At 71.5% G+C, this 23055-nt stretch carries 19 protein-coding genes; 10 read left to right on the top strand and 9 right to left on the bottom strand.

Annotated features, from left to right (window positions below):
* Positions 1-76 precede the first annotated feature (76 nt).
* Positions 77-439, top strand: a complete 363-nt coding sequence (locus tag AB0E90_RS03920; RefSeq protein WP_360398694.1) for a nuclear transport factor 2 family protein — start codon at positions 77-79, stop codon at positions 437-439.
* Between the two features lie 8 nt (positions 440-447).
* Here AB0E90_RS03920 and AB0E90_RS03915 read toward each other — a convergent pair whose 3' ends face one another.
* The 4 genes from AB0E90_RS03915 to AB0E90_RS03900 are packed head-to-tail and all read right to left on the bottom strand — an operon-like array spanning position 448 to position 3268.
* Positions 448-906 (bottom strand): hypothetical protein, encoded by a 459-nt coding sequence (locus AB0E90_RS03915; RefSeq protein WP_360398692.1) that lies wholly within the window; start codon positions 904-906, stop codon positions 448-450.
* Positions 903-1721, bottom strand: coding sequence for a DUF692 domain-containing protein (locus tag AB0E90_RS03910; protein ID WP_360399453.1), 819 nt, complete (start codon positions 1719-1721; stop codon positions 903-905). The genes AB0E90_RS03915 and AB0E90_RS03910 overlap by 4 nt, the downstream gene beginning before the upstream one ends.
* A 19-nt stretch (positions 1722-1740) precedes the next feature.
* Positions 1741-2658, bottom strand: coding sequence for a TIGR04222 domain-containing membrane protein (locus AB0E90_RS03905; RefSeq protein WP_360398690.1), 918 nt, complete (start codon positions 2656-2658; stop codon positions 1741-1743).
* A 31-nt stretch (positions 2659-2689) separates the two neighbouring features.
* Complete coding sequence (locus AB0E90_RS03900; RefSeq protein ID WP_360398688.1) at positions 2690-3268, bottom strand: helix-turn-helix domain-containing protein; 579 nt, start codon at positions 3266-3268, stop codon at positions 2690-2692.
* A gap of 165 nt (positions 3269-3433) precedes the next feature.
* On the opposite strand from AB0E90_RS03900, the gene AB0E90_RS03895 reads away from it, so the two are divergent.
* On the top strand, positions 3434-4081 hold the full coding sequence (locus AB0E90_RS03895) for an HAD-IA family hydrolase (RefSeq protein ID WP_360398686.1): 648 nt from the start codon (positions 3434-3436) through the stop codon (positions 4079-4081).
* Positions 4082-4229: 148 nt separating this feature from the next.
* Complete coding sequence (locus tag AB0E90_RS03890; protein WP_360398684.1) at positions 4230-5135, top strand: RIO1 family regulatory kinase/ATPase; 906 nt, start codon at positions 4230-4232, stop codon at positions 5133-5135.
* A 69-nt stretch (positions 5136-5204) separates the two neighbouring features.
* Here AB0E90_RS03890 and AB0E90_RS03885 read toward each other — a convergent pair whose 3' ends face one another.
* Positions 5205-5450: a DUF2630 family protein gene (locus tag AB0E90_RS03885; RefSeq protein WP_360398682.1), complete on the bottom strand. Its 246-nt coding sequence runs from the start codon at positions 5448-5450 to the stop codon at positions 5205-5207.
* 61 nt (positions 5451-5511) lie between these two features.
* Between AB0E90_RS03885 and AB0E90_RS03880 the strand changes: the two genes are divergently transcribed.
* Genes AB0E90_RS03880 through AB0E90_RS03865 form a run of 4 tightly spaced genes read left to right on the top strand, consistent with a single transcriptional unit; the run spans position 5512 to position 10635 of the window.
* The gene (locus AB0E90_RS03880; protein ID WP_360398680.1) at positions 5512-6192 is read left to right on the top strand and encodes a response regulator transcription factor; all 681 of its coding nucleotides are present in this window, start codon (positions 5512-5514) and stop codon (positions 6190-6192) included.
* Complete coding sequence (locus AB0E90_RS03875; RefSeq protein WP_360398678.1) at positions 6189-7526, top strand: HAMP domain-containing sensor histidine kinase; 1338 nt, start codon at positions 6189-6191, stop codon at positions 7524-7526. Before AB0E90_RS03880 ends, AB0E90_RS03875 begins: the two co-directional genes overlap by 4 nt.
* 56 nt (positions 7527-7582) lie before the next feature.
* On the top strand, positions 7583-8455 hold the full coding sequence (locus AB0E90_RS03870; protein WP_360398676.1) for an LmeA family phospholipid-binding protein: 873 nt from the start codon (positions 7583-7585) through the stop codon (positions 8453-8455).
* The gene (locus AB0E90_RS03865; protein ID WP_360398674.1) at positions 8452-10635 is read left to right on the top strand and encodes an MMPL family transporter; all 2184 of its coding nucleotides are present in this window, start codon (positions 8452-8454) and stop codon (positions 10633-10635) included. The genes AB0E90_RS03870 and AB0E90_RS03865 overlap by 4 nt, the downstream gene beginning before the upstream one ends.
* 51 nt (positions 10636-10686) lie before the next feature.
* Here the strand turns inward: AB0E90_RS03865 and acnA are convergent, their stop codons facing one another.
* Together acnA and AB0E90_RS03855 are read right to left on the bottom strand one after the other, a co-directional pair.
* On the bottom strand, positions 10687-13485 hold the full coding sequence (acnA, locus tag AB0E90_RS03860; RefSeq protein ID WP_360398672.1) for an aconitate hydratase AcnA: 2799 nt from the start codon (positions 13483-13485) through the stop codon (positions 10687-10689).
* Positions 13486-13609: 124 nt separating this feature from the next.
* The gene (locus AB0E90_RS03855; protein WP_360398670.1) at positions 13610-15403 is read right to left on the bottom strand and encodes a glycosyltransferase; all 1794 of its coding nucleotides are present in this window, start codon (positions 15401-15403) and stop codon (positions 13610-13612) included.
* A 99-nt stretch (positions 15404-15502) separates the two neighbouring features.
* Between AB0E90_RS03855 and AB0E90_RS03850 the strand changes: the two genes are divergently transcribed.
* Positions 15503-15892 carry a hypothetical protein gene (locus tag AB0E90_RS03850; RefSeq protein ID WP_360398668.1) on the top strand — a complete coding sequence of 130 codons (390 nt, stop codon included), beginning with the start codon at positions 15503-15505 and terminating at the stop codon, positions 15890-15892.
* Between the two features lie 31 nt (positions 15893-15923).
* Positions 15924-19178: a pullulanase-type alpha-1,6-glucosidase gene (gene pulA, locus AB0E90_RS03845; protein ID WP_360398666.1), complete on the top strand. Its 3255-nt coding sequence runs from the start codon at positions 15924-15926 to the stop codon at positions 19176-19178.
* Here pulA and AB0E90_RS03840 read toward each other — a convergent pair.
* The gene (locus AB0E90_RS03840) at positions 19175-20686 is read right to left on the bottom strand and encodes an alkaline phosphatase D family protein (protein ID WP_360399450.1); all 1512 of its coding nucleotides are present in this window, start codon (positions 20684-20686) and stop codon (positions 19175-19177) included. The two genes, pulA and AB0E90_RS03840, sit on opposite strands and share 4 nt — an antisense overlap.
* A gap of 95 nt (positions 20687-20781) precedes the next feature.
* Between AB0E90_RS03840 and AB0E90_RS03835 the strand changes: the two genes are divergently transcribed.
* Positions 20782-21318 carry a DUF6174 domain-containing protein gene (locus AB0E90_RS03835; RefSeq protein WP_360398664.1) on the top strand — a complete coding sequence of 179 codons (537 nt, stop codon included), beginning with the start codon at positions 20782-20784 and terminating at the stop codon, positions 21316-21318.
* A 33-nt stretch (positions 21319-21351) separates the two neighbouring features.
* Here the strand turns inward: AB0E90_RS03835 and AB0E90_RS03830 are convergent, their stop codons facing one another.
* Complete coding sequence (locus AB0E90_RS03830) at positions 21352-22815, bottom strand: aminopeptidase P family protein (RefSeq protein WP_360398662.1); 1464 nt, start codon at positions 22813-22815, stop codon at positions 21352-21354.
* Between the last annotated feature and the right edge of the window lie 240 nt (positions 22816-23055).

The following is a 23055-nucleotide window of genomic DNA, read 5'->3' as shown; positions in this document are numbered from 1 at the left end:
CGAGGTAATCGACGCCATTACCTGCGCCGGGCGATGGTGGTCCGGCAAGCACCGATCGCGAGGAAAGGACCTGACCATGAGCGACTTCGACACCGTGGTGGACCGCTACCTGGCCACCTGGAACGAGACCGACCCGGCCCGGCGGCGCGCGGCGATCGACGACCTGTGCGCCGACGACGTCCGCTACGTCGACCCGATGGCGGCGGTCGACGGCCGGGCGGCGCTCGACGGGCTGATCGGCGCCGTCCAGCAGCAGTTCCCGGGCCTGGTCTTCAGCGCGGCCGGGCCGGTCGACGCCCACCACGAGCAGGCCCGGTTCACCTGGAATCTGGGCGCGCCGGGCGAGGAGCCGCTGGTCGTCGGCTTCGACGTGGCCGAGCTCGACGCCGGCGGCCGGATCCAGCGGGTGCTCGGCTTCCTCGACCGGGTGCCGGGTTAGGCCGTGCTTCAAAAAACGGGCTGGGAAAAGGGGCGGATCACGCGTACTCGGCCGGCTATTTGAATCACGACGGCGCCGGCGGCCGAACGCATTGCCGGTGTCCGCCGGGGCCGGGGCGCGGAGGCGCCGTCGTAGCGCATCGCCGCCTCGCGCTCGGCCAGCTCCTCCGCGGCCGAGCCGGTCAGCTCGCCGCGGGAGCGCAGGTCACGGGCCAGGTCCCAGCCGTCGCGCAGCGAACCCTGCGTCGGGCGGGCCGTCGCCCACTCGGCGAACGTGTGCTTCCAGCGCGCGCCGAGCGACGCGGCGAGCAGCGGCCACTGCCGGGAGACCTCACCGGCCCGCTTGCGCAGCAGCGCCACCCGGGCCGCCTCGAACCGAAAACCATCGAAGCCGGCCGGTACGGGTTTCCCGGCGGTCAGCGCCTCGACGAGTGCGGCCTGCCGCGCGGCCAGGTCATTTCCGGTCATGTGACCACGGGGTAGCCGGCCGCCGCGGCGATCGCGTCGAGCTCGGTGCGCAGCTCGGCGGCGGGTGGGTAGTCGCCGTCGCGTTCCAGCATCAGGGCCGGCGGGCGATGCCGGCGGCACAGCTCGGCGACCAGGTCGAGCACCGGCTGCGGCGTGGCATGGGTGTGGGTGTCGTGGTAGAGGCCGTCGTGCTCGTCGCCGCCGGCCACATGCACGTAGGCGACCCGGTCGAGCGGCAGCTTGTCGAGCAGCTCGAGCGGGTCGTCGCCGCGGTTGCGGGCGTTCGCGTAGACGTTGGCGATGTCGAGCAGCAGGCCCGCGCCGGTGCGGTCGAGGATCTCGACGAGGAAGTCGGCTTCGGAGAGCTCGTCGTCGGGCCAGTCGAAGAGGGCGGCGATCGGCTCCAGCGCGATCGGCACCGGCAGCTCCGCCTGGGTGCGCTTCACGTTGGCCACCACCGCGTCGACGGCCTCCCGGCTGCGGGGCAGCGGCAGCAGGTGGCCGGCCTCGATGCCGCCGGCCCGGACGAACGCGATGTGCTCGCTGACCAGCGGCGCTTTCAGTCGCTCGGCGACGGTGGCCAGGTGCCGCACCCGATCGGGGTCGACCGGCTCGGCTCCGCCGAGCGACAGGCGAACGCCGTGCGGGATGACGGTGACGCCACGGGCGATCAGCTCCGGCAGGCCGGCCGGCAGGTCGCCGTGTGCGTGCACCGACTCGGCCACCACCTCGGCGAAGCGCAGGCCGGGCAGCTCGGCGACGAAGCCGGAGATCTCCGGGCGCCAGCCGATGCCGACGCCGTACTCCTCAGCCACCTCAGCCACCTCAGCCACCTCAGCCACCGCAGCCGCCGCCTCCACCGCAGGAGCTGCCGCCGCCGCACGAGCTGCTGCTGCCGCCGCAGGAACTGCCGCTGTCCGAGCTGCTGGAGCTGCAGGAATAGCTGGCCATGTCGCCTCCGCCGCCGGCCGTGACGGCCCGGTGGATCTCCGCCTCGGCGGCGAACGCCGGGTCCATCGTGTACAGCGACGCGGCGCCGAACAGGGCGACACCCATGGCCGCGCCGGTGGCGCCGTAGGTGGCGTAGGCCGGCGACTGCCGCGGCGAGAGGTGGACGTGCCGGCTGCGCATCTCGCGCATGCCGCGCAGGGCGGCGGCGGTGGCGGTGCGCTTGGTCCGCCGGATCCCGATCAGCACCGCCAGCGCGACGAACACCGTCGGGAAGAGGAAGCCGACCGGCTTGTCGTTCATCGTGCCGGCGATCCCCCGCAGGACACCGATGACGACCAGGATGCCGGCCGCGACGGACCAGAGCCGCAGCCGGGCCAGGGCCGGCTTGCTGACCGCGAGGCCGCGCCGCTCGAGGCCCTCGCGGAGCTGGTCGAGCGCCGAGCGCACCCACTGGTCGTCGGCGACGTCGCGGGTGCGGACCTGACGGCCGGCGGCGTTGTGGACGGCGGCGTCGAGCGGGGTGACGCCGGCCGGCAGCGGTCCGGTCTGGACGAGAGTGTGCTGCGGGCCGGCGCCGATCAGGCCGGCCGCGCGCAGGCCGCCCAGGGCGGCATAGATGGCGAGCTGGTCGCCACCGTTCAGATAGGCGACCTGCTGCGCGCCGAGGGCATCGACACGGGCGCTGCGGTCGCCCCGGAACGCGATGGTCCGGTGGATGGCGTACGCGATCGCGATGCCGGCGGTGGCCGCGAGGAACAACGCGATGAAGGCCGGGCCAGGAATCCCCCACGTGGGCTGCATGGCCTCATTGTGCAGGTCGATGCAACACTGCCTAGGGCTGGCGGACGGCTTCCTCGACCACGTCGAGCACCCGGCTCAGCTCTCCGGGCGGGCGGCCGGTGGCCAGATGGAGGACGAGGCCGTCGTAGGCGAGCTCGAGGAACTGGGTGAGCACCTCGACCGGCACGTCGTCGCGGAGCACGCCGGCGTCGCGCTGGCGCTGCAGGCGGTCGCGGGTGGCGTCGGCGATCGCGGCCGACCGCTCGGCCCAGCGCTTGGCGAACTGCGGGTCGGTGCGCAGCCGGCGGGACACCTCGAGCTGGGTGCCGAGCCAGCCGGCCGTCTCGCCGTCGCTGCCGCCGGCCCGGCTCAGCAGGTCGCGCATCACCTGGACCAGGCCGTTGCGGGTGACGGTCTCGACCATGGTGGCGGCATCGTCCTCGGCCACGGCCAGGAACAGCGATTCCTTGTCACGAAAATGGTGGAAAATCGCGCCGCGGGACAACCCGGTGGCATCCTCCAGCCGGCGGACCGTGGCGCCCTCATAGCCGAACCGCGCGAAGCAGTCGCGGGCCGCCGCGAGGATCTCGTGGCGTCTCGCCTCCAGCTGGTCCTGACTTACTCTGGGCACGCTCTGGATCGTGTCACGCAGGCGCTTTCTTATGCAATCCGTACGTACGTCTTGCCAGCGACGCCGGACGGCCCGACCGGATGGTGCGAAATCCACCATCCGGGGCAGAAGTTGTTAACAGTCCTGGACTGTTCGCTTCCGTCCCCGCTCACGTAAAGTGCGCGGGTGCCTCTCGTCCTGATGGCTCTCGACGACACCCTGCTTGACCGCAGCGGTGCGTTCAGGCTGTGGGCGAAGGGATTCCTGGACGAGATCGGAGCACCACAGGATGATCTCGACTGGTTACTCTCCGTTGATGCGGATGGCCTGACCACGCGCTGGGACCTGTCCGACCTGATCCGGGACCGCTACCACCTCAACATTCCCTCGATCGATCTCCTCGAGGAACTGCACGAGGGGCCGCTCGCCTTCGAGCGGCTCGACCCGATGGTGGGTTGCGCGCTGCAGATCGCGGCCGACGCCGGCCTGGTGCCGGTGGTGGTCACCAACGGGCAGACCGAGCGGCAGGACAGCCGGATCCGGCGCACCGGCCTGGACCGCTACGTCGCCGATTGGGTGATCTCCGAGCAGGCCGGGGTGAGCAAGCCCAACCCGCGCATCTTCGCCCTCGCCGCCCAGCGGGTGCGGATGCGGCTCGGCGGGGCCTGGGTGGTGGGCGACAGCCCGGAGTCCGACATCGGTGGCGCGGCCGCGATGGGCCTGCCCAGCGTGTGGCTGCACCGGGGCCGGGACTGGATGGACAACCGGTTCGCACCGACCAAGGTCGTGGGCAACGTGATCCAGGGCCTGTCCGCCATCATGGCGGCGCAATAAATCAGTTGCGCTCTTCCGCGGGTCACCGGCAAAGTGACCCCCGCACCACGAAAGCACTGGAGAAGAAGGGGGTGGACCGCATGGCCGTCTTTGTGATGACAGCTGCCCAGCGTCCGAAACCCTTTTCTTTTTCCGAGGAGACCCTCCAGTGCGAGAGCACGAAGACACCATGCGCCGTGGCCGGCGCAAGTTCGACGACGACGAATCTGACTTTCTGAAGCGGGGCCGGCTCGAGCCGCTGCTCGCCGAGGAACCCGATCTGCCCGAGACCGGTGACAACTGGTCCACCTGGGACGGCGCTCTGCACGGTCCCGAACCCCGGCCCGACTGGGTCCGCACCGAGCACGGTGCGGTCGACGACGAGCTGGGCATGCTCAAGACCGGCAAGGAAGCCGACGTCTTCCTGGTCCGCCGGCACGTGCCCGGCACCGCCGACGTCAGCATGCTGGCCGCCAAGCGCTACCGCGACGGCGACCACCGGCTGTTCCATCGCGACGCAGGCTACCTCGAAGGCCGCCGGGTCCGGCGGTCGCGCGAGATGCGGGCGATGACCAACCGCACCTCGTTCGGCAAGGAGCTGATCGCCGGGCAGTGGGCGGCCGCCGAGTTCGGCGCGCTCGGTCAGCTGTGGGAGATCGGCCGGGTGAGCGGACTGGTCCGGGTGCCCTACCCGGTGCAGCTCATCGGCACCGAGGTGATGCTCGAGTTCATCGGCGACTGGGAGACCGGCGAGGCGGCGCCCCGGCTCGCCCAGGTGCGGGCCGACCCGGACGTGCTGGCCGGCCTGTGGCAGCAGATGACCGACGCGCTGAGCGTGCTGGCCCGGGCGCAGGTGGCGCACGGCGACCTGTCGCCCTACAACACTCTCGTGCACGACGGTCGGCTGGTGCTCATCGACCTGCCGCAGATCGTCGACGTCGTCGCCAACCCGCAGGGCGCCGACTTCATCGCCCGGGACGTGCGCAACGTCGCCGGCTGGTTCACCCAGCGCGGCCTGCGTGTGGACGCGGACGAGCTGCTCGAGCGCCTGCTCTACGAAGCGGGCCTGAAATGAGACGCTGCGGGCCTGAAGTGAGACGGTCCGGGCCGCGGCCGCCCAGAACTCGGCGGCCGCGACCCCGGATCACTGGATGTATCCCTCGACCTCGTTGACGGCGTGGGCCTGCTCGGCGTTCGGGTCGTTCCCCACCTCACGGGCGGCCCGGCGCCGGCGCAGCAGGTCCCAGCACTGGTCCAGCGCCTCCTCGAGCTCCTTGAGGCGCGCGTGCTCCTCGTCCGACGAGATCTCGCCGCGGCCCAGTTGCCCGCGGAGCTTGTGCTCCTCGTCGACCAACCCGTGGATCTTGCCCAGCACAGTGTTGTCATCCATCCCCGAAGCCTATTCACTCGCGAAGCGGTCTCTCATCCGACTCTCATCCGGGCGTGTTGTGATGAGGGCGATGACCCGCATCCTCGTCGTCGACGACCAGCCCAACATCGTCGACCTGCTCGCCACCGTGCTGCGCTTCCACGGCTTCACGGTCGGCACCGCAGGCACCGCCGCCGAGGCCCGGAAACAGGTCGCCGAGCAGCCGCCCGACCTGGTGCTGCTGGACGTGATGCTGCCCGACGGCGACGGCCGCGAGCTGTGCCGGGAGCTGCGCGGGCCGGCGGTGATCTTCCTGACCGCGCGGGACGCCCGGGACGACATCATCGCCGGGCTCACCTACGGCGGGGACGACTGGATCACCAAGCCGTTCGACGTGGAGGTGCTGCTCGCCCGGGTGCGGGCGGTGCTGCGCCGCACCGGGGCCGCCCCGGTCGAGAACCGGGTGCTGCGCTACGCCGACCTGGAACTCGACCCGGACACTCTCGAGGTGCGGCGGGCCGGTGAGCCGGTGCAGCTGTCGCCGACCGAGCTGAAGCTGCTGCGCTACTTCCTGCAGAACCCCGGGCGGGTGCTGTCCCGGCAACAGATCCTGCGGGCGGTCTGGGAGTACGACATCGAGGCCGGCTCGAACGTGGTCGACACGTACGTCGGCTATCTGCGCCGCAAGCTCGACCGGTTCGGGCCGCCGCTGCTGGTCACCCACCGCGGCTTCGGCTACGCGCTGCGCGAGACGACGCCGTGACGCTGCGGCGCTCCCTGCTGCTCGTGGTGGCCGGGCTGACGGTGGCCGCCCTGCTCCTGGTGACCGGCACCGCCGTACTCGGGATGCGGTCCTATCTTCTGAATCGCACCGACGAGCAGTTGGACGCCGCCGCCGAGCTGGCCAGATCGCGCACCGCGATGCTGGTGGGCGACCCGGAGCTGCGCGGTCAGGCGATCCGCCAGGTCGTCTCGGTCACCGACTACGTGATCGAGGTGCGGGCCGCCCCCACCGGCATCATCCGGATCGTCTCCGGCGCGCCGCTGCCCGCGAAGCCCCTGCTCGACCAGGCCGAGGACGACCCGCGACCGCAGAACGTGGCCGGTTACCGGGTCGTGGTCACCCACGACGGCGCCTACACGGTGCTGGTCGCGCTCTCCCTGCAGCCGTTGCGGGACACCGTCGCCCGGCTGCTGCGGGTCGCCGGGCTCACCTCGCTCGTCGTGCTCGTGCTGCTGGTGCTGATCGCCCGGCTCCTGATCGCCCGCCGGCTGCGGCCGCTGGACGCGATCGCGGCCGCCGCCACCGACCTCGCCGACGGCCGGCTCGACCGCCGGGTGCCGGGCTCCGGCAACCCGCGCACCGAGGTGGGCCGGCTCACCACCGCGATCAACGGGATGCTCTCCCGCATCCAGGGCGCGCTCGCCGCCCGGGAACGCTCCGAGTCCCGGATGCGCGAGTTCGTCGCCGACGCGTCGCACGAGCTGCGCACCCCGGTCACCTCGATCCAGGGATATCTGCAGCTCATCCGCTCCGGCGTGGTCGACACCCGGGAACGGCCGGACGTGCTGCGCCGGATCGAGGAGGAGTCGACCCGGATGGGGTCGCTGGTCAACTCGCTGCTCTACCTGGCCCGGCTGGACGCCTCGCCGCCCGCCCGGCGGGAACCGGTCGATCTGAGCCGGCTCGCCCGGGACGCGGTGGCGGACGCGTCGGCGGTCGAGCCGGACCGGCCGCTGACCGCGGAGACCCCGGCCGAGTGCCTGGTCACGGCGGACGCGGACGCGGTGCGCCAGGTTCTGGCCAATCTGCTGGCCAACGTACGGGCGCACACCCCGCCCGGGACGGCCGCGCGGGTGCGGGTCGCCCCCGATGCGGCCGGTGCGCGGGTCGAGGTCGCCGACGACGGGCCGGGAATGGGGGAGGAGGCCGCCGCGCACGCGTTCGAACGGTTCTGGCGGGCCGACCCGGCCCGGTCAGCTGGGGGCGGTGCCGGCCTCGGCCTGGCGATCGTGGCCGACGTCGTGCACGCGCACGGCGGGTCGGTCGGCGTCGACGGTTCGGCCGTGTGGTTCACGCTGCCCCGCGACTCTTGACGAACTCTCATCTTTCTCGCATGTGACCGGCATCCGCGGCCGGTTTCATCGATCTGGTGCGAAGACGACTGATCACCAGCGTGGCGGTGGCGGCGCTCCTGCTGCCGATCGCGGCCGACCGGATCGCGGCGGGCGTGATCGAGCATCGGGTCGCCGCCCGGGTCCGGTGCGTGGCCGGCCTGACCGCCGCCCCCGACGTCGACCTGCGCGGATTCCCCGCGCTCACGCAGCTGGCGAGCCGCTCGTTCGGCGAGATCCGGGTGACGGCCGACGAGGTGCAACTCCCCAAGATCGCCCTCGGTCATGTCGAGGCCGACGCGAAGCGGGTGAGCCTCGCCGCCGGCGGCGCGAGTGCGGGCTCGGTCACGGTCGACGCGACGGTCCCCTACAGCGCGCTCACCGGGCTCGGCGCCGCGGCGAAGGGCGGCCCCGCGACGGGCGGCCCCGCGACGGGCGGCCCCGCGACGGGCGGCCCCGCGACGGGCGGCCCCGCGACGGGCGGCCCCGCGACGGGCGGCACGGCGGCGGACGGCACGACGGCGGGTGGGGCTCTGGCGGGCAGCAACATGCGGATCGTCGGGGCGGACGACGCGCAGCGGCTCGTCGTGCAGGCCGACATCTCGGTGCGCGGGCTCACCGTCCCGGCCACCGTCTACGCCGACGTGAAGCTCAGCGGGAACCGCCTCGCGATCACCCCCGTCGAGGTCGAGCTCTCCTCGATCGGGCTGCGGGTGCCCGCGTCCCGGCTGCCCGCGGCGGCGTCGGCCGAGCGCGCCGTCGACCTGCCGGCCCTGCCCGGAGGCCTCACCTACCGATCGGTGACCCCGGCCGCCGACGGCCTGCACGTCATCGCCGGCGGCGCCGATCTCCACCTGACGAACACCAACAAGATCAACAGCAACGACAAGACCTGCGGAGGTACGGCGTGAGCGCCATCGAGGACGGCCCACTGCACGCGGTGATGGGCCGGGTCGGCCGGTTCAGCACGCGGCGGCCCTGGCTGACGGTCGGCGCCTGGCTGCTCGTCGCGGCCACGGTGGCCGGTCTGGTGCTGACGTTCGGGCGGCCTGCCGACGAGAACGCCTCACTGCCCGGCGCCACCTCCCAGCGCGGCCGGGACCTGCTCGAATCCCACTTCGCCGGCGCGCAGGACGCCACCGGCCAGGTCCTGTTCCGCTCGCCGGACGCGGCGCTGGACACCGCGGCCGTCACCGCGGCCGGGCAGCGGATCGCCGGCGTCGCGCACGTGTCCTCGGTGGCGAAGCCGGTGCTCAGCGCGGACGGCCGCACCGCCTACCTGAACGTGCAGCTGGACCTCGGCCCGCGGGACGTCACGACCGAGCTCACCACGACCGTGATGAACGCGGCGGTGACCACCGGCATCGAGACGTTGCCGGCCGGGGCGCTGGCCAAGCCGCAGGCCGACACCCGGCGCAGCGAGGCGCTCGGCATCGTGGTGGCGCTGGTGGTGCTGGTGATCGCGTTCGGCGGCCTGATCGCGGCGAGCCTGCCGCTGCTGACCGCGATCATCACGCTGGTCTGCGGGGTCGGCGCGATCGGGCTGGCCGGGCACCTGACCGGGATCCCGGCGGTGGCCACCACGCTCGGCACGATGATCGGACTGGGCGTCGGCATCGACTACGCCCTGTTCCTCATCACTCGATATCGAGCCCTCCTGGCCACTGCCCCGCCCGCCGTCGAGTCCACCCGGCCCGCGCTTTCGCGGGGAACGGCGACGGCGGGGGAGTCGGTGGACCCGGGGCGCTTGGCCGGGCCGGGGCCGCGCTCCTGGCGCGAGGCGGCGATCGTGGAGACGGTGGCCTCGTCCGGAAGCGCGGTGGTGTTCGCGGGTGGGACCGTGATCGTGGCGCTCGGCGGGCTCGCCGTCGCGGGGGTTCCGATTCTCGCCACGCTCGGCTGGACGGCCGGGCTTGTGGTGCTCGTTGCGGTCGCCTCGGCGACCACCCTCCTGCCGGCCCTGCTCGCGCTGGCCGGCCACCGGATCTCGGCACCGCGGGTGCGGTCACGACGGTCCGTCTGGGGCAACCTCGCCGGCCGGGTCACGCGGCGGCCCTGGAGATATGCGGTGACCAGCGTGATCGTGCTGCTCGCGCTGGCCGCGCCGGTGGCGGCGATGACGCTCGGGCAGACCGACGCGGGTGACGACCCGGCCGGTTCGGACACGCGTGCCGGATACGACGCGATGGCGGCGGCCTTCGGGCCGGGCGTCAACGGACCGCTCACCGTGATCGCCCAGCTCGGCAGCCCGGCTACCGTGGCGGCCGATCCGCGGCTCACGCGGCTGTCGGCGGCGGTGGCGGCGACAGCCGGGATCGCCTCGGTGCAGCCGGTCCGGCTCTCGCCGGACGGCACGGTCGCGTCGATCCAGGCCGTTCCCACCACCGCGCCCAGTGACCCGGCCAGCCTGGCGACCGCCGACCGGCTCGACGACCTGCACGTGGACGACCTCACCGTCTCGGTCACCGGGATGACCGCGATCCGCGGGGAACTCGCCGGCCGGGTCGGCTCACGGATGCCGTACGTCATCGGCCTGGTTGTTCTGCTCAGCGCCCTGCTGGTGTTCGCCGCCTTCCGTGCCCCCGTCGTGGCGGCGAAGGCCGCCCTGATGAACCTGCTGTCCGTGGGGGCTGCCTACGGGGTGCTGACCGCGGTGTTCCAGTGGGGGTGGGGCGTGCGGCTGACCGGGCTGGACGGGCCGGTGCCGATCGAGGCGTACGTGCCGATGATGCTGTTCGCCCTGCTCTTCGGGCTGTCCATGGATTACGAGGTGTTCCTGCTGACCGCGGTGCGTGAGTCGTGGGTGCGGACCGGGGACAACGCGCGCTCGGTGCGCGACGGGCTGGCCGGGACCGGCGTGGTGATCACCTCGGCCGCCCTGATCATGGTGTGTGTCTTCGCGAGTTTCGTGCTCAGCTCGGACCCGATCGTGAAGATGATCGGCCTGGGGCTGGCCGTGGCGATCGCGGTCGACGCCACCGTGATTCGCGGTCTGCTGGTGCCGGCGACGATGGCCCTGCTGGGCCGGGCGAACTGGTGGACGCCGGGCCGCCGGCAACCGGCGCCCGAGAGGGAGCTCGTCTCCTCCTGAACGCGGAGAAGCCCCGCCCGTTGCGCAACGGGCGGGGCTTCTCGCGGTCGATCAGCTGTTCAGCATCTTGCGGAGCACGTACTGCAGGATGCCGCCGTGGCGGTAGTAGTCCGCCTCGCCGGGGGTGTCGATGCGCACGTCGGCGTCGAACTCGACGCCGGTGTCCGTGCGGACCTTGACCGTGCCGGGGATCTCGCCGTCGTTCAGCGCCGTGACGCCGGTGATGGTGAAGGTCTCGGTGCCGGTCAGGCCGAGCGACTCGGCGCTGGTCTTGGGCGGGAACTGCAGCGGCAGCACGCCCATGCCGATCAGGTTGGAGCGGTGGATGCGCTCGTAGCTCTCGGCGATGACCGCGCGCACGCCCAGCAGCATGGTGCCCTTGGCCGCCCAGTCCCGGGACGAGCCCGAGCCGTACTCCTTGCCGGCCAGGATGACCAGCGGGATGCCGGCCTCCTGGTAGGCCACCGACGCGTCGTAGATCGTCGACTGGTCGCCGGTGAGGTGGTTGACCGTGAACCCGCCTTCCGGCAGAGCTCCTCGACTCGATTGAATCTGGTTGCGCAGCCGGATGTTGGCGAACGTGCCGCGGATCATGACCTCGTGGTTGCCGCGGCGGGAGCCGTAGCTGTTGAACTCGTGCCGCGGGACGCCGTGCTCGGCCAGGTATTTGCCCGCGGGGGAGTCCGCCTTGATCGAGCTGGCCGGCGAGATGTGGTCGGTGGTCACCGAGTCACCCAGCTTGGCCAGCACCCGGGCGCCGCTGATGTCGTTCACCGGCGACGGCGAGGCGGACATGCCCTCGAAGTACGGGGGCTTGCGGACGTAGGTCGAGTCGTCGGCCCAGTCGAAGGTCTTGCCCTCGGGGGTGGGCAGCGACTGCCATTGCTCGTCGCCGGCGAAGACGTCCTGGTAGGCGGTGGCGAAGCCGGTCGCGCCGATCGCCTGGGCGATGGTGTCGTCGATCTCCTTGGCGCTGGGCCAGATGTCGGAGAGGAAGACCGGCTTGCCGTCACTGCCCGTTCCCAGGGGTTCGGTCGTGATGTCCAGGTCCATCGTGCCGGCCAGCGCGTACGCCACCACCAGCGGCGGCGAGGCCAGGTAGTTCATCTTGATGTCCGGGTTGATCCGGCCCTCGAAGTTGCGGTTGCCGGAGAGCACGCTGACCGCGGTGAGGTCGGCCTCGTTGACCGCGGCCGAGATCTCCTCGGGCAGCGGGCCGGAGTTGCCGATGCAGGTGGTGCAGCCGTAACCGACCAGGTTGAAACCGAGCTTGTCCAGATAAGGAGTGAGGCCGGCCCGCTCGTAGTAGTCCATGACCACCTTGGAGCCCGGCGCCAGGGTCGTCTTGACCCACGGTTTGCGGGTCAGGCCCCGGTCGACGGCGTTGCGGGCGAGCAGCGCCGCACCGATCATGACCTGCGGGTTCGAGGTGTTGGTGCAGGACGTGATGGCGGCGATGCCGACGAAGCCGTGGTCCAGCTCGAACTCCACGCCGTCCTCGCCGACCACGCGGGTCGGCTTCGACGGCCGGCCCGCGGCGTTGTCGGCGGCGCTGAACATGTGCGGCTTGTCGGTGGCGTCGTCGACGTCGTTGGCCGGCGGGTCGCTGGCCGGGAACGACTCCTCGCTGGCCTCGTCGGCGTGGCCGTTGGGCTGCACGTAGTTGCCGAGCGCGTCGCGGAACATGCTCTTGGCCCGGTCGAGCGGCACCCGGTCCTGCGGCCGCTTCGGGCCGGCCAGGGACGGGACGATCGTGGCGAGGTCGAGCTCGAGCTTCTCCGAGAAGTCCGGCTCGGCGTTCGGGTCGAGCCAGAGGCCCTGGCGCTTCGCGTACGCCTCGACCAGCGCGACCTGCTGCTCGCTGCGGCCGGTCAGCTTGAGGTATTTGATCGTCTCGTCGTCGATCGGGAAGATCGCGGCGGTCGAACCGTATTCCGGCGACATGTTGCCGATGGTGGCCCGGTTCGCCAGCGGCACGGCGGTGACGCCGGGGCCGTAGAACTCGACGAACTTGCTGACCACGCCGTGCTCGCGGAGCATCTCGGTGATCGTGAGCACCAGGTCGGTGGCGGTGGTGCCGGCCGGCATCTCGCCGGACAGCTTGAAGCCGACGACCCGCGGGATCAGCATGCTGACCGGCTGGCCCAGCATGGCCGCCTCGGCCTCGATGCCACCGACGCCCCAGCCCAGCACGCCGAGGCCGTTGACCATGGTGGTGTGCGAGTCGGTGCCGACGACCGTGTCCGGGTACGCCTGGCCGTTGCGCTCCATGATCGTGCGGGCCAGGTATTCGATGTTGACCTGGTGCACGATGCCGGTGCCCGGCGGGACGACCTTGAACTCGTTGAAGGCGGTCTGGCCCCAGCGCAGGAACTGGTAGCGCTCCCGGTTGCGCTGGTATTCCAGCTCGACGTTGCGCTGGAAGGCGTCCGCGCGGCCGAACAGGTCGGCGATGACGGAGTGGTCGATGACCAGCTCGGCCGGCGCGAGGGGGTTGACCTTGGTGGGGTCACCGCCCAGCTCCTTGACGGCCTCGCGCATGGTGGCCAGGTCGACCACGCAGGGGACGCCGGTGAAGTCCTGCATCAGCACCCGCGCGGGGGTGAACTGGATCTCGACGCTGGGGTCGGCGGTCTGGTCCCAGCCGCCGAGCGCGCGGATGTGGCCGGCGGTGATGTTCGCGCCGTCCTCGGTCCGCAGCAGGTTCTCCAGCAGGATCTTCAAGGAGTAGGGCAGGCGTTCGTGCCCCTCGACCTTGTCGATCGCGTAAATCTCGTAGCTCGCGTCTCCGACGCGCAGCTCGCTCTTCGCACCAAAGGTGTCGAGGCTGGCCACCGTCATCTCCTTCACCCAGCGACTGTGAGGTCAAGTCTTTCGCACCGGTCAGGGCGCCCCGGGAGTTAGGCAATCCTAACTCTCGGTTCACGTTTCCCGTAAACCGTACGTCCGTCTTGTAAGCCCGCGCAAGGCGGGGTCAGCTCGTCGCGCGGATCGCGAACTCGTTACTCTCCGTGTATTTCGGCTGCAGGGTTACGCCACTCACGGTGGCGGCCGGCAGCACGAACGCGGTCCGCTTGTCGACGATGTCGTCTCGGAATCTTCCCAGGGTCACGGGGGTCGCGTCGGCCGCATGGCGCAGCCGGAAGGTCCAGATGCCCGGCGGCAGGGCCGGGATCGAGACGCCGAAGTCGAGGCCGTCGGCGGTCACCGTCAGCTCCCGGGTCTCCGGTCCGTTGGATGCCTCGAGGGTCGGCGAGTCGAACATCGCGCCGTACAGGCGGCCGGTCAGATGAATGCCGTCCGTGTCGGCCGAGATGTCGCCGACCTCGGCATAGGCCGGCTGGTCCCAGACCCGGACACCGAGGATGCCCTCGGCGCTGCGGAACGGGAGCTGGATGCGCTGCCCGACCGGGCCGTCCAGCAGGTCACGGGTGTCGCGGACGCCGGCGAGCACGGTCTTGCCGGCGGCGTCCCGGATCTGCCCGATGCCCGATTTGTCAAAATTAACCGTGACGCCGTCCGGCAGCGGGCCGGCGCCGTCCCAGTCGACCATCGGCTGCGTGACCGAAGGCGCCGGGCCGAGCGCGGAGACTGGCTCTCGCCGCCGCCACGGCTTTCGCTTTTTGTCCGAAATTTCGAGAAATAGCTGTTCATATTGTTCAGCTATCGGCGCCGGGTCGTACCGCGCCGAATGGGCCAGCGCCGCGGCCGCCATCGAGTGGCGCAGGTCGTCGTCGTTGATCAGCTGGAGCAGGGCGTCGCCGAACGCGTCCGGGTCGCCGACCGGCGTGAGCAGACCGTCCTCGCCGTGCCGCAGGATCTCGCCGGGCCCGTACGGCGCGTCGGTGCTCACCACCGGCACCCCGCAGCGCATCGCCTCGACCAGCGTCATCCCGAACGGCTCCCGGTCGGCCGAGACCGCCGCGATCGACCCCTTCGCCCACTCCGACTCGATCGGCGTGAAGTTGCCCATCATCCGCACGTGGTTGTGCAGCCCGAGCTCGAGCACCAGCGCCCGCAGCGCCGGCGTCTCCTTGCCGTCGCCGTAGACCCGCAGCTGCCAGTCCGGCCGCTCGGCGACCACCTTGGCGAAGGCGCGGATCAGCACGTCGTACCGCTTGCTCGGGACCAGCCGGCCGGCCGCCACCACGAGCTTCGCCCGGCCGTGCGACGGCGGGACCGTGGGCTTGGGCACGCCGTTCGGGATGAACATCAGGCGGGTGCGGCGCAGGCGCAGGTGGGCGGCGTAGTCGTCGGCGTCGCGCTGGGACACCGTGACGAACGCGTCGAGTTTGCGCAGGTATTTCGGCATCAGGTGGCGCAGCGCCGCCCGGTGCTGGCCGCGCACCAGGTGCTCCTGGCCGATGCGGACCATGTGCTTGGGGGCGAATTTCACCGCGTACGTGATCAGGCCCGGTCTGGTCGCGACGACCACGTCGGCGTCGGAGGCCCGGAGGTATTCGCGGTAGCGCCGCTCGACGTGCCGGTCGTAGTCCATCGACTTGAAGTCGGACCGCGGGTAGACCCGGGCCGGCTTGCCGCGGCCGGGCGGGTCCGGCTCGTGGTCGGGGTGGCCCGGCCGGATCTCGACGAGCGACATCAGCCGGATCGCCGGATCGACCGGGAGTTGCGGCACATCCCGGCGGCGTACCGTGCTGAGGACCTCGATGTCGTGGCCGCGCGCCGCCAGAGCGGCGCCAAGATTGAACGTCGTCTTTATCGTTCCGCCGATGCCGAAGGCATCATTGATGAGGAAAAGCACCTTCATGCCGGTTCGCGGGACCTTTCCGTGGCCGGTGAATGTGCCACGTTAGCGGTTACGCGCACGTCGCGTTTACCCCTGTGTTGGATAGGGCACACGGCTGCCGTGCAGGCCCCCACCGACATAGCCGCCCTGACCGACTTCTTCGATCGCTACGGCACCGCCCTGACCACGGGCGATGTCGCGGCGGTGGCCGGCTGCTACGCGCTGCCCGGCATGGTCGTCGCCGACTCGTACAGCTTCACGTTCACCTCGCCGGCGGCGGTCGCCCTCTCGTTCCTCGGCGCCGCTCCGCTGTACCAGGAGCAGCAGATCGTGGCCGCCCACGCGGAGATGCTCGACGTGCAGCCGCTGTCCGCCGCGCTGACCATGGTCGAGGTGGCCTGGGAGTATCTGGACAGCAGCGGCAATGCTCTCACCGGCGGACATTTCCGTTATCTGCTGCGAATTGACGCGAACGGGCCGCGTATCACCACCGTGATCTCGACGCACTGAAATCGTCGTACGCCGGTGCGAGGATGGCCCGGTGACGACGATCGAGATCGCGCCTGCCGCGCCGCCCACCGGCCGCCGCCGCCCGCAGTGGCTGGTCGTGCACTACGCCCGCTCCGACGGCGAATACGCCGCGTGGTGGCTGCACGCGTGGGGCGATCTCGCGCCCGGTCAGGAGCCCGGTTATCCGGGTGGCGCCCCGTTCGCCGGTGAGGACGCCTATGGCCGGTTCGCCTGGGTCCGGCTCGCCGACGGCGCCCGCGACGTCGGTTTCGTGCTGGTCGATCACGCCGGCGCCAAGGATGTCGACGAGGACCGGCACGTCGACCCGGCCGTCACTCCGGAGATCTGGCTGCGCCCCGGCGACCCGGTCGTCTATGACGCGCCGCCGGCTCCCGCGCCCGCCGCCGAGACCGGTGAGGTGGTGATCCACTACCGCCGCCCCGGCGGCGACTACGCCGGCTGGGGCCTGCACGCCTGGGAGGGCACTCCGAAGAAGCCGCGGTGGGACCAGCCGATCCACCCGGCCACCTACGACTCGTTCGGCGCGGTGTTCCGGGTCCCGGTCCGCCCCGGCGCGATCGGCCTGCGCTTCGTGCTGCACCGCGGCGACGGCAAGGACCTGCCGGACGACCAGCGCCTCGACCTGACCCTCGCGCGCGAGGTGTGGATGCTCGCCGGCACCAGCGCGCCGGTCCGCCCCGACCTCGGCACGCTCGGCCCCGAACTCGACCCGGCCCGCCAGCTCGGCGTCTTCCTCGACCGCACGACGATCGCGCTGCCCGAGCTCTTCACCGAGCGGTCGGCCGCGTTCACCCTGGTCGCCTCGGCGAACGGTTCCCTCCGGCGGGCCGGCGACGAGCTGACCGGCGAGTTCACCACGCTGCCGCTGACCCCGCGCCCGGGCGGCCTGTTCCGGGCGCAGAGCCGGCGCTTCCCGCACCTGCGCGCCTACCGCGCGTTCTCGGTGCGCGAGCTGGGCGACGCCGCCCTGGGTTACCTGTTGCGCGGCCAGTTGCTGGTCGTCGGCCGCGACGCCGAGGGCCGGGTCAGCTCGATCACCGGCGTGCAACTGCCCGGTGTGCTCGACGACCTCTACGCCGACGCCGCCGATGCCGAGCTGGGCGTCGTGATGGCCGACGAGCGGCCGCAGCTGTCGGTCTGGGCGCCGACCGCCCGCACGGTCGAGCTGGAGCTGTTCCGCACGCCCGACGACGAGCCCAAGATTCTGCCGATGGACCGTGACGCGCTGACCGGCGTGTGGTCGATCGCCGCCAAGCGCAAGTGGCTGGGCCGCTATTACCGCTACCGCGTCGAGGTGTGGCACCCGGCCGCCCAGAGCATCGTCACCACCAGCGTGACCGACCCCTACTCGGTGGGCCTGGCCGCCGACTCGACGCACAGCCTGCTGGTCGACCTGGCCGACCCCGAGCTCGCCCCGCCCGGCTGGGAGACGCTGACGAAACCGCCGGCCGTCGCGCCCGCCCGGATGCAGATCGCCGAGGTCTCCATCCGCGAGTTCTCGATCTTCGACCAGTCGCTGCCCGCCGGCGACCGGGGCACCTACGCCGCGTTCACCCACGCGGACGCCGATTCCATGCGGCACCTCCGGTCGCTCGCCGACTCCGGCCTCACCCACCTGCACCTGCTGCCGGCGTTCGACTTCGCCACCGTCCCCGACCGCCGCGCCGACCAGAAGGTGCCGGCCTGCGACCTGGCGTCGTTCCCGCCCGACTCCGAGGAGCAGCAGCAAGCCGTCATGGCCGTCGCCGAGGAGGACGGCTGGAACTGGGGTTACGACCCCTGGCACTACACCACCCCGGAGGGCAGCTTCAGCACCGACCCGTCCGGGCCGGCCCGCATCATCGAGTTCCGGCGGATGGTGGCGGCGCTCAACGACGCCGGCCTGCGCGTCGTGATGGATGTGGTCTACAACCACGCCATGGAGGACGGGCTGCACCGCCTCAGCGTGCTCGACCGGGTCGTGCCGGGTTATTACCACCGGGCGCTGGCCGACGGCTCCACCGCCGAGTCCACCTGCTGCCCCAACACCGCCACCGAGCACATGATGATGGGCCGCCTGGTGGTCGACTCGATCGTCACCTGGGCCCGCGACTACCGGGTCGACGGCTTCCGGTTCGACCTGATGGGCCACCACCCGCGGGCCAACATCCTCGAGGTGCGGGTCGCGCTCGACCACCTGCCCGGTGGGAACGACATCTACCTCTACGGCGAGGGCTGGAACTTCGGCGAGGTGGCGTACGACGCGCGCTTCGCCCAGGCCACCCAGGTCAACATGGCCGGCACCGGCATCGGCACGTTCAACGACCGGCTGCGCGACGCGATCCGCGGCGGCGGCTCCTTCGGCAACCCGACCGAGCAGGGCTTCGCCAGCGGGCTCGGCGCGAACACTCCGCTGTGGGTGCACGACCGGATCAAGGTGGGGCTCTCCGGCGCCCTGTCGACCTACCGGTTCGTCACGCACACCGGCGCCGAGCAGAGCGGCGCCCAGATCGACTACAACGGCTCACCCAGCGGTTACGCGCTGACGCCGGACGAGACGATCAACTACGTCGACGCCCACGACAACGAGATCCTCTACGACGCGCTGGCGTTCAAGCTGCCCCGCGACCTCGCGCCGGTCGACCGCGCCCGGATGCAGATCCTCGCCCTGTCGGTGATTGTGCTGAGCCAGGGGATCGGTTTCATCGCTCTCGGCAGCGAGCGCCTGCGGTCCAAGTCGCTCGACCGCAACTCGTTCAACTCCGGCGACTGGTTCAACCAGATCCGGTGGAACCCGGCGCAGGGCAACGGCTTCGGCGCCGGCCTGCCCCCGGCCGAGGACAACGAGAACAACTGGCAATTCGCCCGCCCGCTGCTTGGTGACGCGTCGCTGGTGCCGCCGCCCGAGCTGATCGCGATGACCGCCGAGCGTTACCGCGAGCTGCTGCGCATCCGCCGCTCGTCGCCGGTCTTCGGCCTGCCCACCGCCGAGGAGGTGCAGCGCCGCCTGAAGTTCCCGCTCGGCGGCCCCGGCGAGACCCCGGGCGTGATCGTCATGTGCCTCGACGGCACCGGCCTCGACCCGCGCTGGCGGCAGGTCGTGACGGTCTTCAACGCCACCGAGCACCCGGCCATCCAGACGGTCCCGATGCTGTCCGGCTTCCACCTGAAACCGCACCCCGACCAGGCCGCGTCGGCCGACCCGGTGCTGCGCACCGCCACCGCCAACGCCGGCGTCCTGACCGTCCCGCCCCGCTCGGTGTCAGTCTTCGTCGCCGATCTCTAGAGGCGGTTGACGCCTGGCCGGCCGTCCCGCAGAGCGAAGGAGGCCAGGGTCCGCACGGCGGCGTCCGGCCTGCTCACCGCGTCGACCCCGCGGAAGTCGGCGGTGATCTGCGCCGGCGTGATCGTCGTGCGCACGTAGCCGCGCCGGTCCGAATAGAACCGTAGATGTGGATTGACGTCTCCGGCCGGGATCGACGTCTTCGCGGTGCCGTCCCCGCGTGAGGTGATCGACGTGCAGACCAGTTCGGTGCCGACGACCGGCGAGCGCGGATCGGTGTAATCGGCCTTGAGGTCGTTGGCCCAGCCGGTGTGGATGTCGCCGGTCAGCACCACCGGGTTGCGCACGCCCCGCTGCACCCAGCCCCGCTGGATCCGGTCGCGCGAGGCGCGGTAGCCGTCCCAGGCGTCCATGTTGCCGACGCCCGCCGCGTTGAGCTGGCCGGCGAAGAAGACCTGCTGGCCGATCAGGTCCCAGGCGCCGCGGTGCTGCGCCAGCCCGTCCAGCAGCCACTTCTCCTGCGCGAGTCCCGGCAGGCTGCGACCGGGCCGGTCGGCGTCCGCGCATTTCTTCGACCCGCCGCCGCAGGCCTGCGGGTCGCGGAACTGGCGGGTGTCGAGCATGTGGAACGTGGCCAGCCGGCCCCACGGCACCCGCCGGTACAACTGCATGGCGTTGCCAGCCGGCGCCGAGCGTGGCCGCAGGGGCAGGTGCTCGTAGTAGGCGCGGAAGGCGGCGGTCCGCCGCTGCACCCACTGGGCGGCGGACAGCGGCGGGAGGTTGTCGAGCCGGTGCATGCCGGCCCAGTCGTCCTCGACGTCGTGGTCGTCCGGCACCACCAGCCACGGCGCGCTCGCGTGCGCGGCCTGCAGGTCCGGGTCGACCTTGTACTGCCCGTACCGCCGCCGGTAGTCGGCCAGCGTGAGGATCTCCGGGCCCAGGTGCTGGCGCACGTGGCCGGGTTTGGCGACGCCCTCGTAGATGTAGTCGCCCAGGTGCAGGATCAGGCCGGCGCGTTCCTCCGCCATCCGCCGGTACGCGGTGAAGTAGCCGGCCTCGAAGTTCGCGCACGAGGCGAACAGCATCGTCAGGTCCCGGCCGGCAGCGGCCGGCGGCGGCGCGGTCCGGGTGCGGCCGGCCGGCGAGAGGTGGCCCTGTGCGCGGAACCGGTAGTGATATTCGAAGTCGGGGCGCAGGCCACCGGCGACGACGTGCACCGTGTGTGCCTCGTCGTGGCGGGCGGTGGCCGTGCCGGACGCCACCAGTTGCCGGAACGACGCGTCGGGGGAGACCTGCCACTCGACCGCGACGTCGGCGCGGGGCATGCCGCCGTGCCCGTCCGCGGCGAGCGGAACCGGGGCGAGCCGGGTCCACAGCACCACGCTGTCCGGATCGGGTTCGCCGGAGGCCACGCCGAGCGTGAACGGGCCGGCCACCACCCGGTGCCGGGGAAGGACCACCGCACCGACACCGCCGAGCACGAAGGTCCGTCTTTTCACGCACGTCACCATATCGGACATAAGCTTATCTTCGGCCGAAAACGCAGCCGCCTCGGGAAAGCGTGCGTGGCTGCGCTAGATTGCGCCGCACGTGGAAATTCTTCGCGATGGAGGCTGTGGTGCGGCTCGGTGTGGCCCTGAGCGGGGTAGTTCTGATGGCGGCGATCAGCGGGTGCACCGCGCATCCGGAGGAGTCGCCCAGCTGGAACGGCTCCTCGCCGACCGCGTCGGCGTCGGCGACGGTGAAGGCGGTGCCGGCCGGCAAGGCGCCGGCGTACGCCGAGCCGTTCCAGTACAGCTACACGCTGACCCGCGGCTGCAACGCGAAGAAGCCGCTCGGCCGTTACAACGTGGTGGTCAAATCCGGTGACGTGGTCTCCACCAAGCGCCTCGGCGCCTCGGTGCAGGCGTCCCCGAGCGCCGAGGTCGACCTGGGCCCGGCCGCCGGTCAGGACGGCGAGGAGATCGACGTGCCCAGCCTGGCCGAGCTCATCACGATGGCCCGCACGGCCGCCGACGACGGCGCCGAGGTGCAGGCGAGCTACGACGCGAGCAACGGCCGCCCGGTGAAGGTCGTGATCAAGTCCGACAAGAACGACGTCGAGTGCTTCGCCGTCGCCGACTACGACATCTGGAACTCCTGACGGGGCGGGCGCCGGCCGCCCGCCCCCATCAGATCACTCCGGCAGTCGCGGACCGGCCGCGCGCTGCGCGGCCATCCAGGTCTCGACCTCGGCCGACGAGCGCGGCAGCCCGGCCGACAGGTTGCGGCAGCCGTCCGCCGTGACCAGCACGTCGTCCTCGATGCGCACGCCGACCCCGCGCAGTTCCTCGGGCACCAGCTCGTCCTCCGGCTGGAAGTAGAGGCCCGGCTCGACGGTCAGCACGAAGCCCTCGGCCAGCGTGCCGTCCCGGTAGTTCTGGTTGCGGGCGTTGGAGCAGTCGTGCACGTCGATGCCGAGCATGTGCCCGAAGCCGTGCAGCGTCCACCGACGGTAGACGGTGCTCTTCTCGTCCATCGCCTCGTCGACGCTGACCGGAAGCAGCCCCAGGTCGTGCAGGCCCTCGGCCAGCACCCGCATGCAGGTCTGGTGGATGGACTTGTATTCCACGCCGGGGCGGATCGCGTCCATGCCGGCCTGCTGCGACGCGTGCACGATGTCGTAGACCTGCCGCTGCAGCGGGGTGAACGTGCCGCTCACCGGCAGCGTCCGGGTCACGTCGGCGGTGTAGAAGTTGTTGCCCTCCACGCCCATGTCCATCAGCAGCAGCTCGCCCGGCTTGGTCACGCCGGTGTTGCGCACCCAGTGCAGGATCGTCGCGTGCGCGCCGGCGCCCACGATCGAGCCGTACCCCACGTCGTTGCCGTCGTGCCGGGCCCGCAGCCCGAAAACGCCCTCGAGCAGGCGCTCCTTGACCTCACGGTCGGCCGGCAGCACCCGCGTGACGTCCTCGAAGCCGCGCACGGTCGCGTCGATCGCCGCCTGCAGCTGGGCGATCTCCCATTCGTCCTTGACCAGTTTCAGCTCCGACAGGGTCCAGGCCAGCTCGCGGTCGCGCGGCTTGTCCCGGTCGGGCTCGTAGGCGAGCACGGCCCGGTCGACGTTGGGGTCGAAGCCGCGCAGCACCCGGGTGCGCCCCGGCGCCGTGCCGGCCAGCACCTGGCCCAGGGCCGCGAGCGGCGCCGTGCCCAGCCCCAGCTCGGTGGCTTTCTCGCCGAGCGTGTGCGTGCGCCCGACCCACAACTCGCCGTTGCGGCTGCGGAAGAACGCGTCGGTGTCCTTCGAGTTGCGCTGATGCGTGAACAGGACCGCGTCGTGCCCCGACCCGGTCGGCATCAGCACCAGCACGCTGTCCGGATCGCGATCGCCGGTCAGGTAGAAGAAGTCACTACCGGGCCGAAACGGGTAATCCGTGTCATTCGCCCGAACCTTCTCGTTCCCGCTCGGGATGATCAACGTCTCCCCGGGGAACGCCGCCGACAGGGCCGCCCGGCGCTTCTCGAAGTTGGGCACCTCGGCCAGAGGCGAGACGCTCAGCTCATCCTCCCGCCAACCACCCCGCATGAACTGCAGAAACGCCTCCGGAAAATCCGGATCATGCGATTCGGTCTTGGGCGCCGCCGCGCTTTTCTCGGCCATCGTGCCTCCCGTTCCTGGTTCCCGACGACGTTACCGCCTGCCCTCTCCGGACCGCAGACCCCCCAAGATCAACCACCTTTGCCGGTACGGCGTCGGGGCCCCCGCAAGCACGGTCGCGCCCCCGCCGGCCGCGCCGCGAGCTGCCCTGCGGCCGGACGGCCGTAGCGCGGCCACCGGTCGGCCCGATCCCGAGAGTTCTTCGTCTCTTCCTTCTGGTGCGCCACCGGCGTCGATGATCGA

The organism is Actinoplanes sp. NPDC026619, from assembly GCF_040638295.1.
GTDB lineage: Bacteria > Actinomycetota > Actinomycetes > Mycobacteriales > Micromonosporaceae > Actinoplanes.
This window is presented reverse-complemented; position numbering and strand designations above follow the sequence as displayed.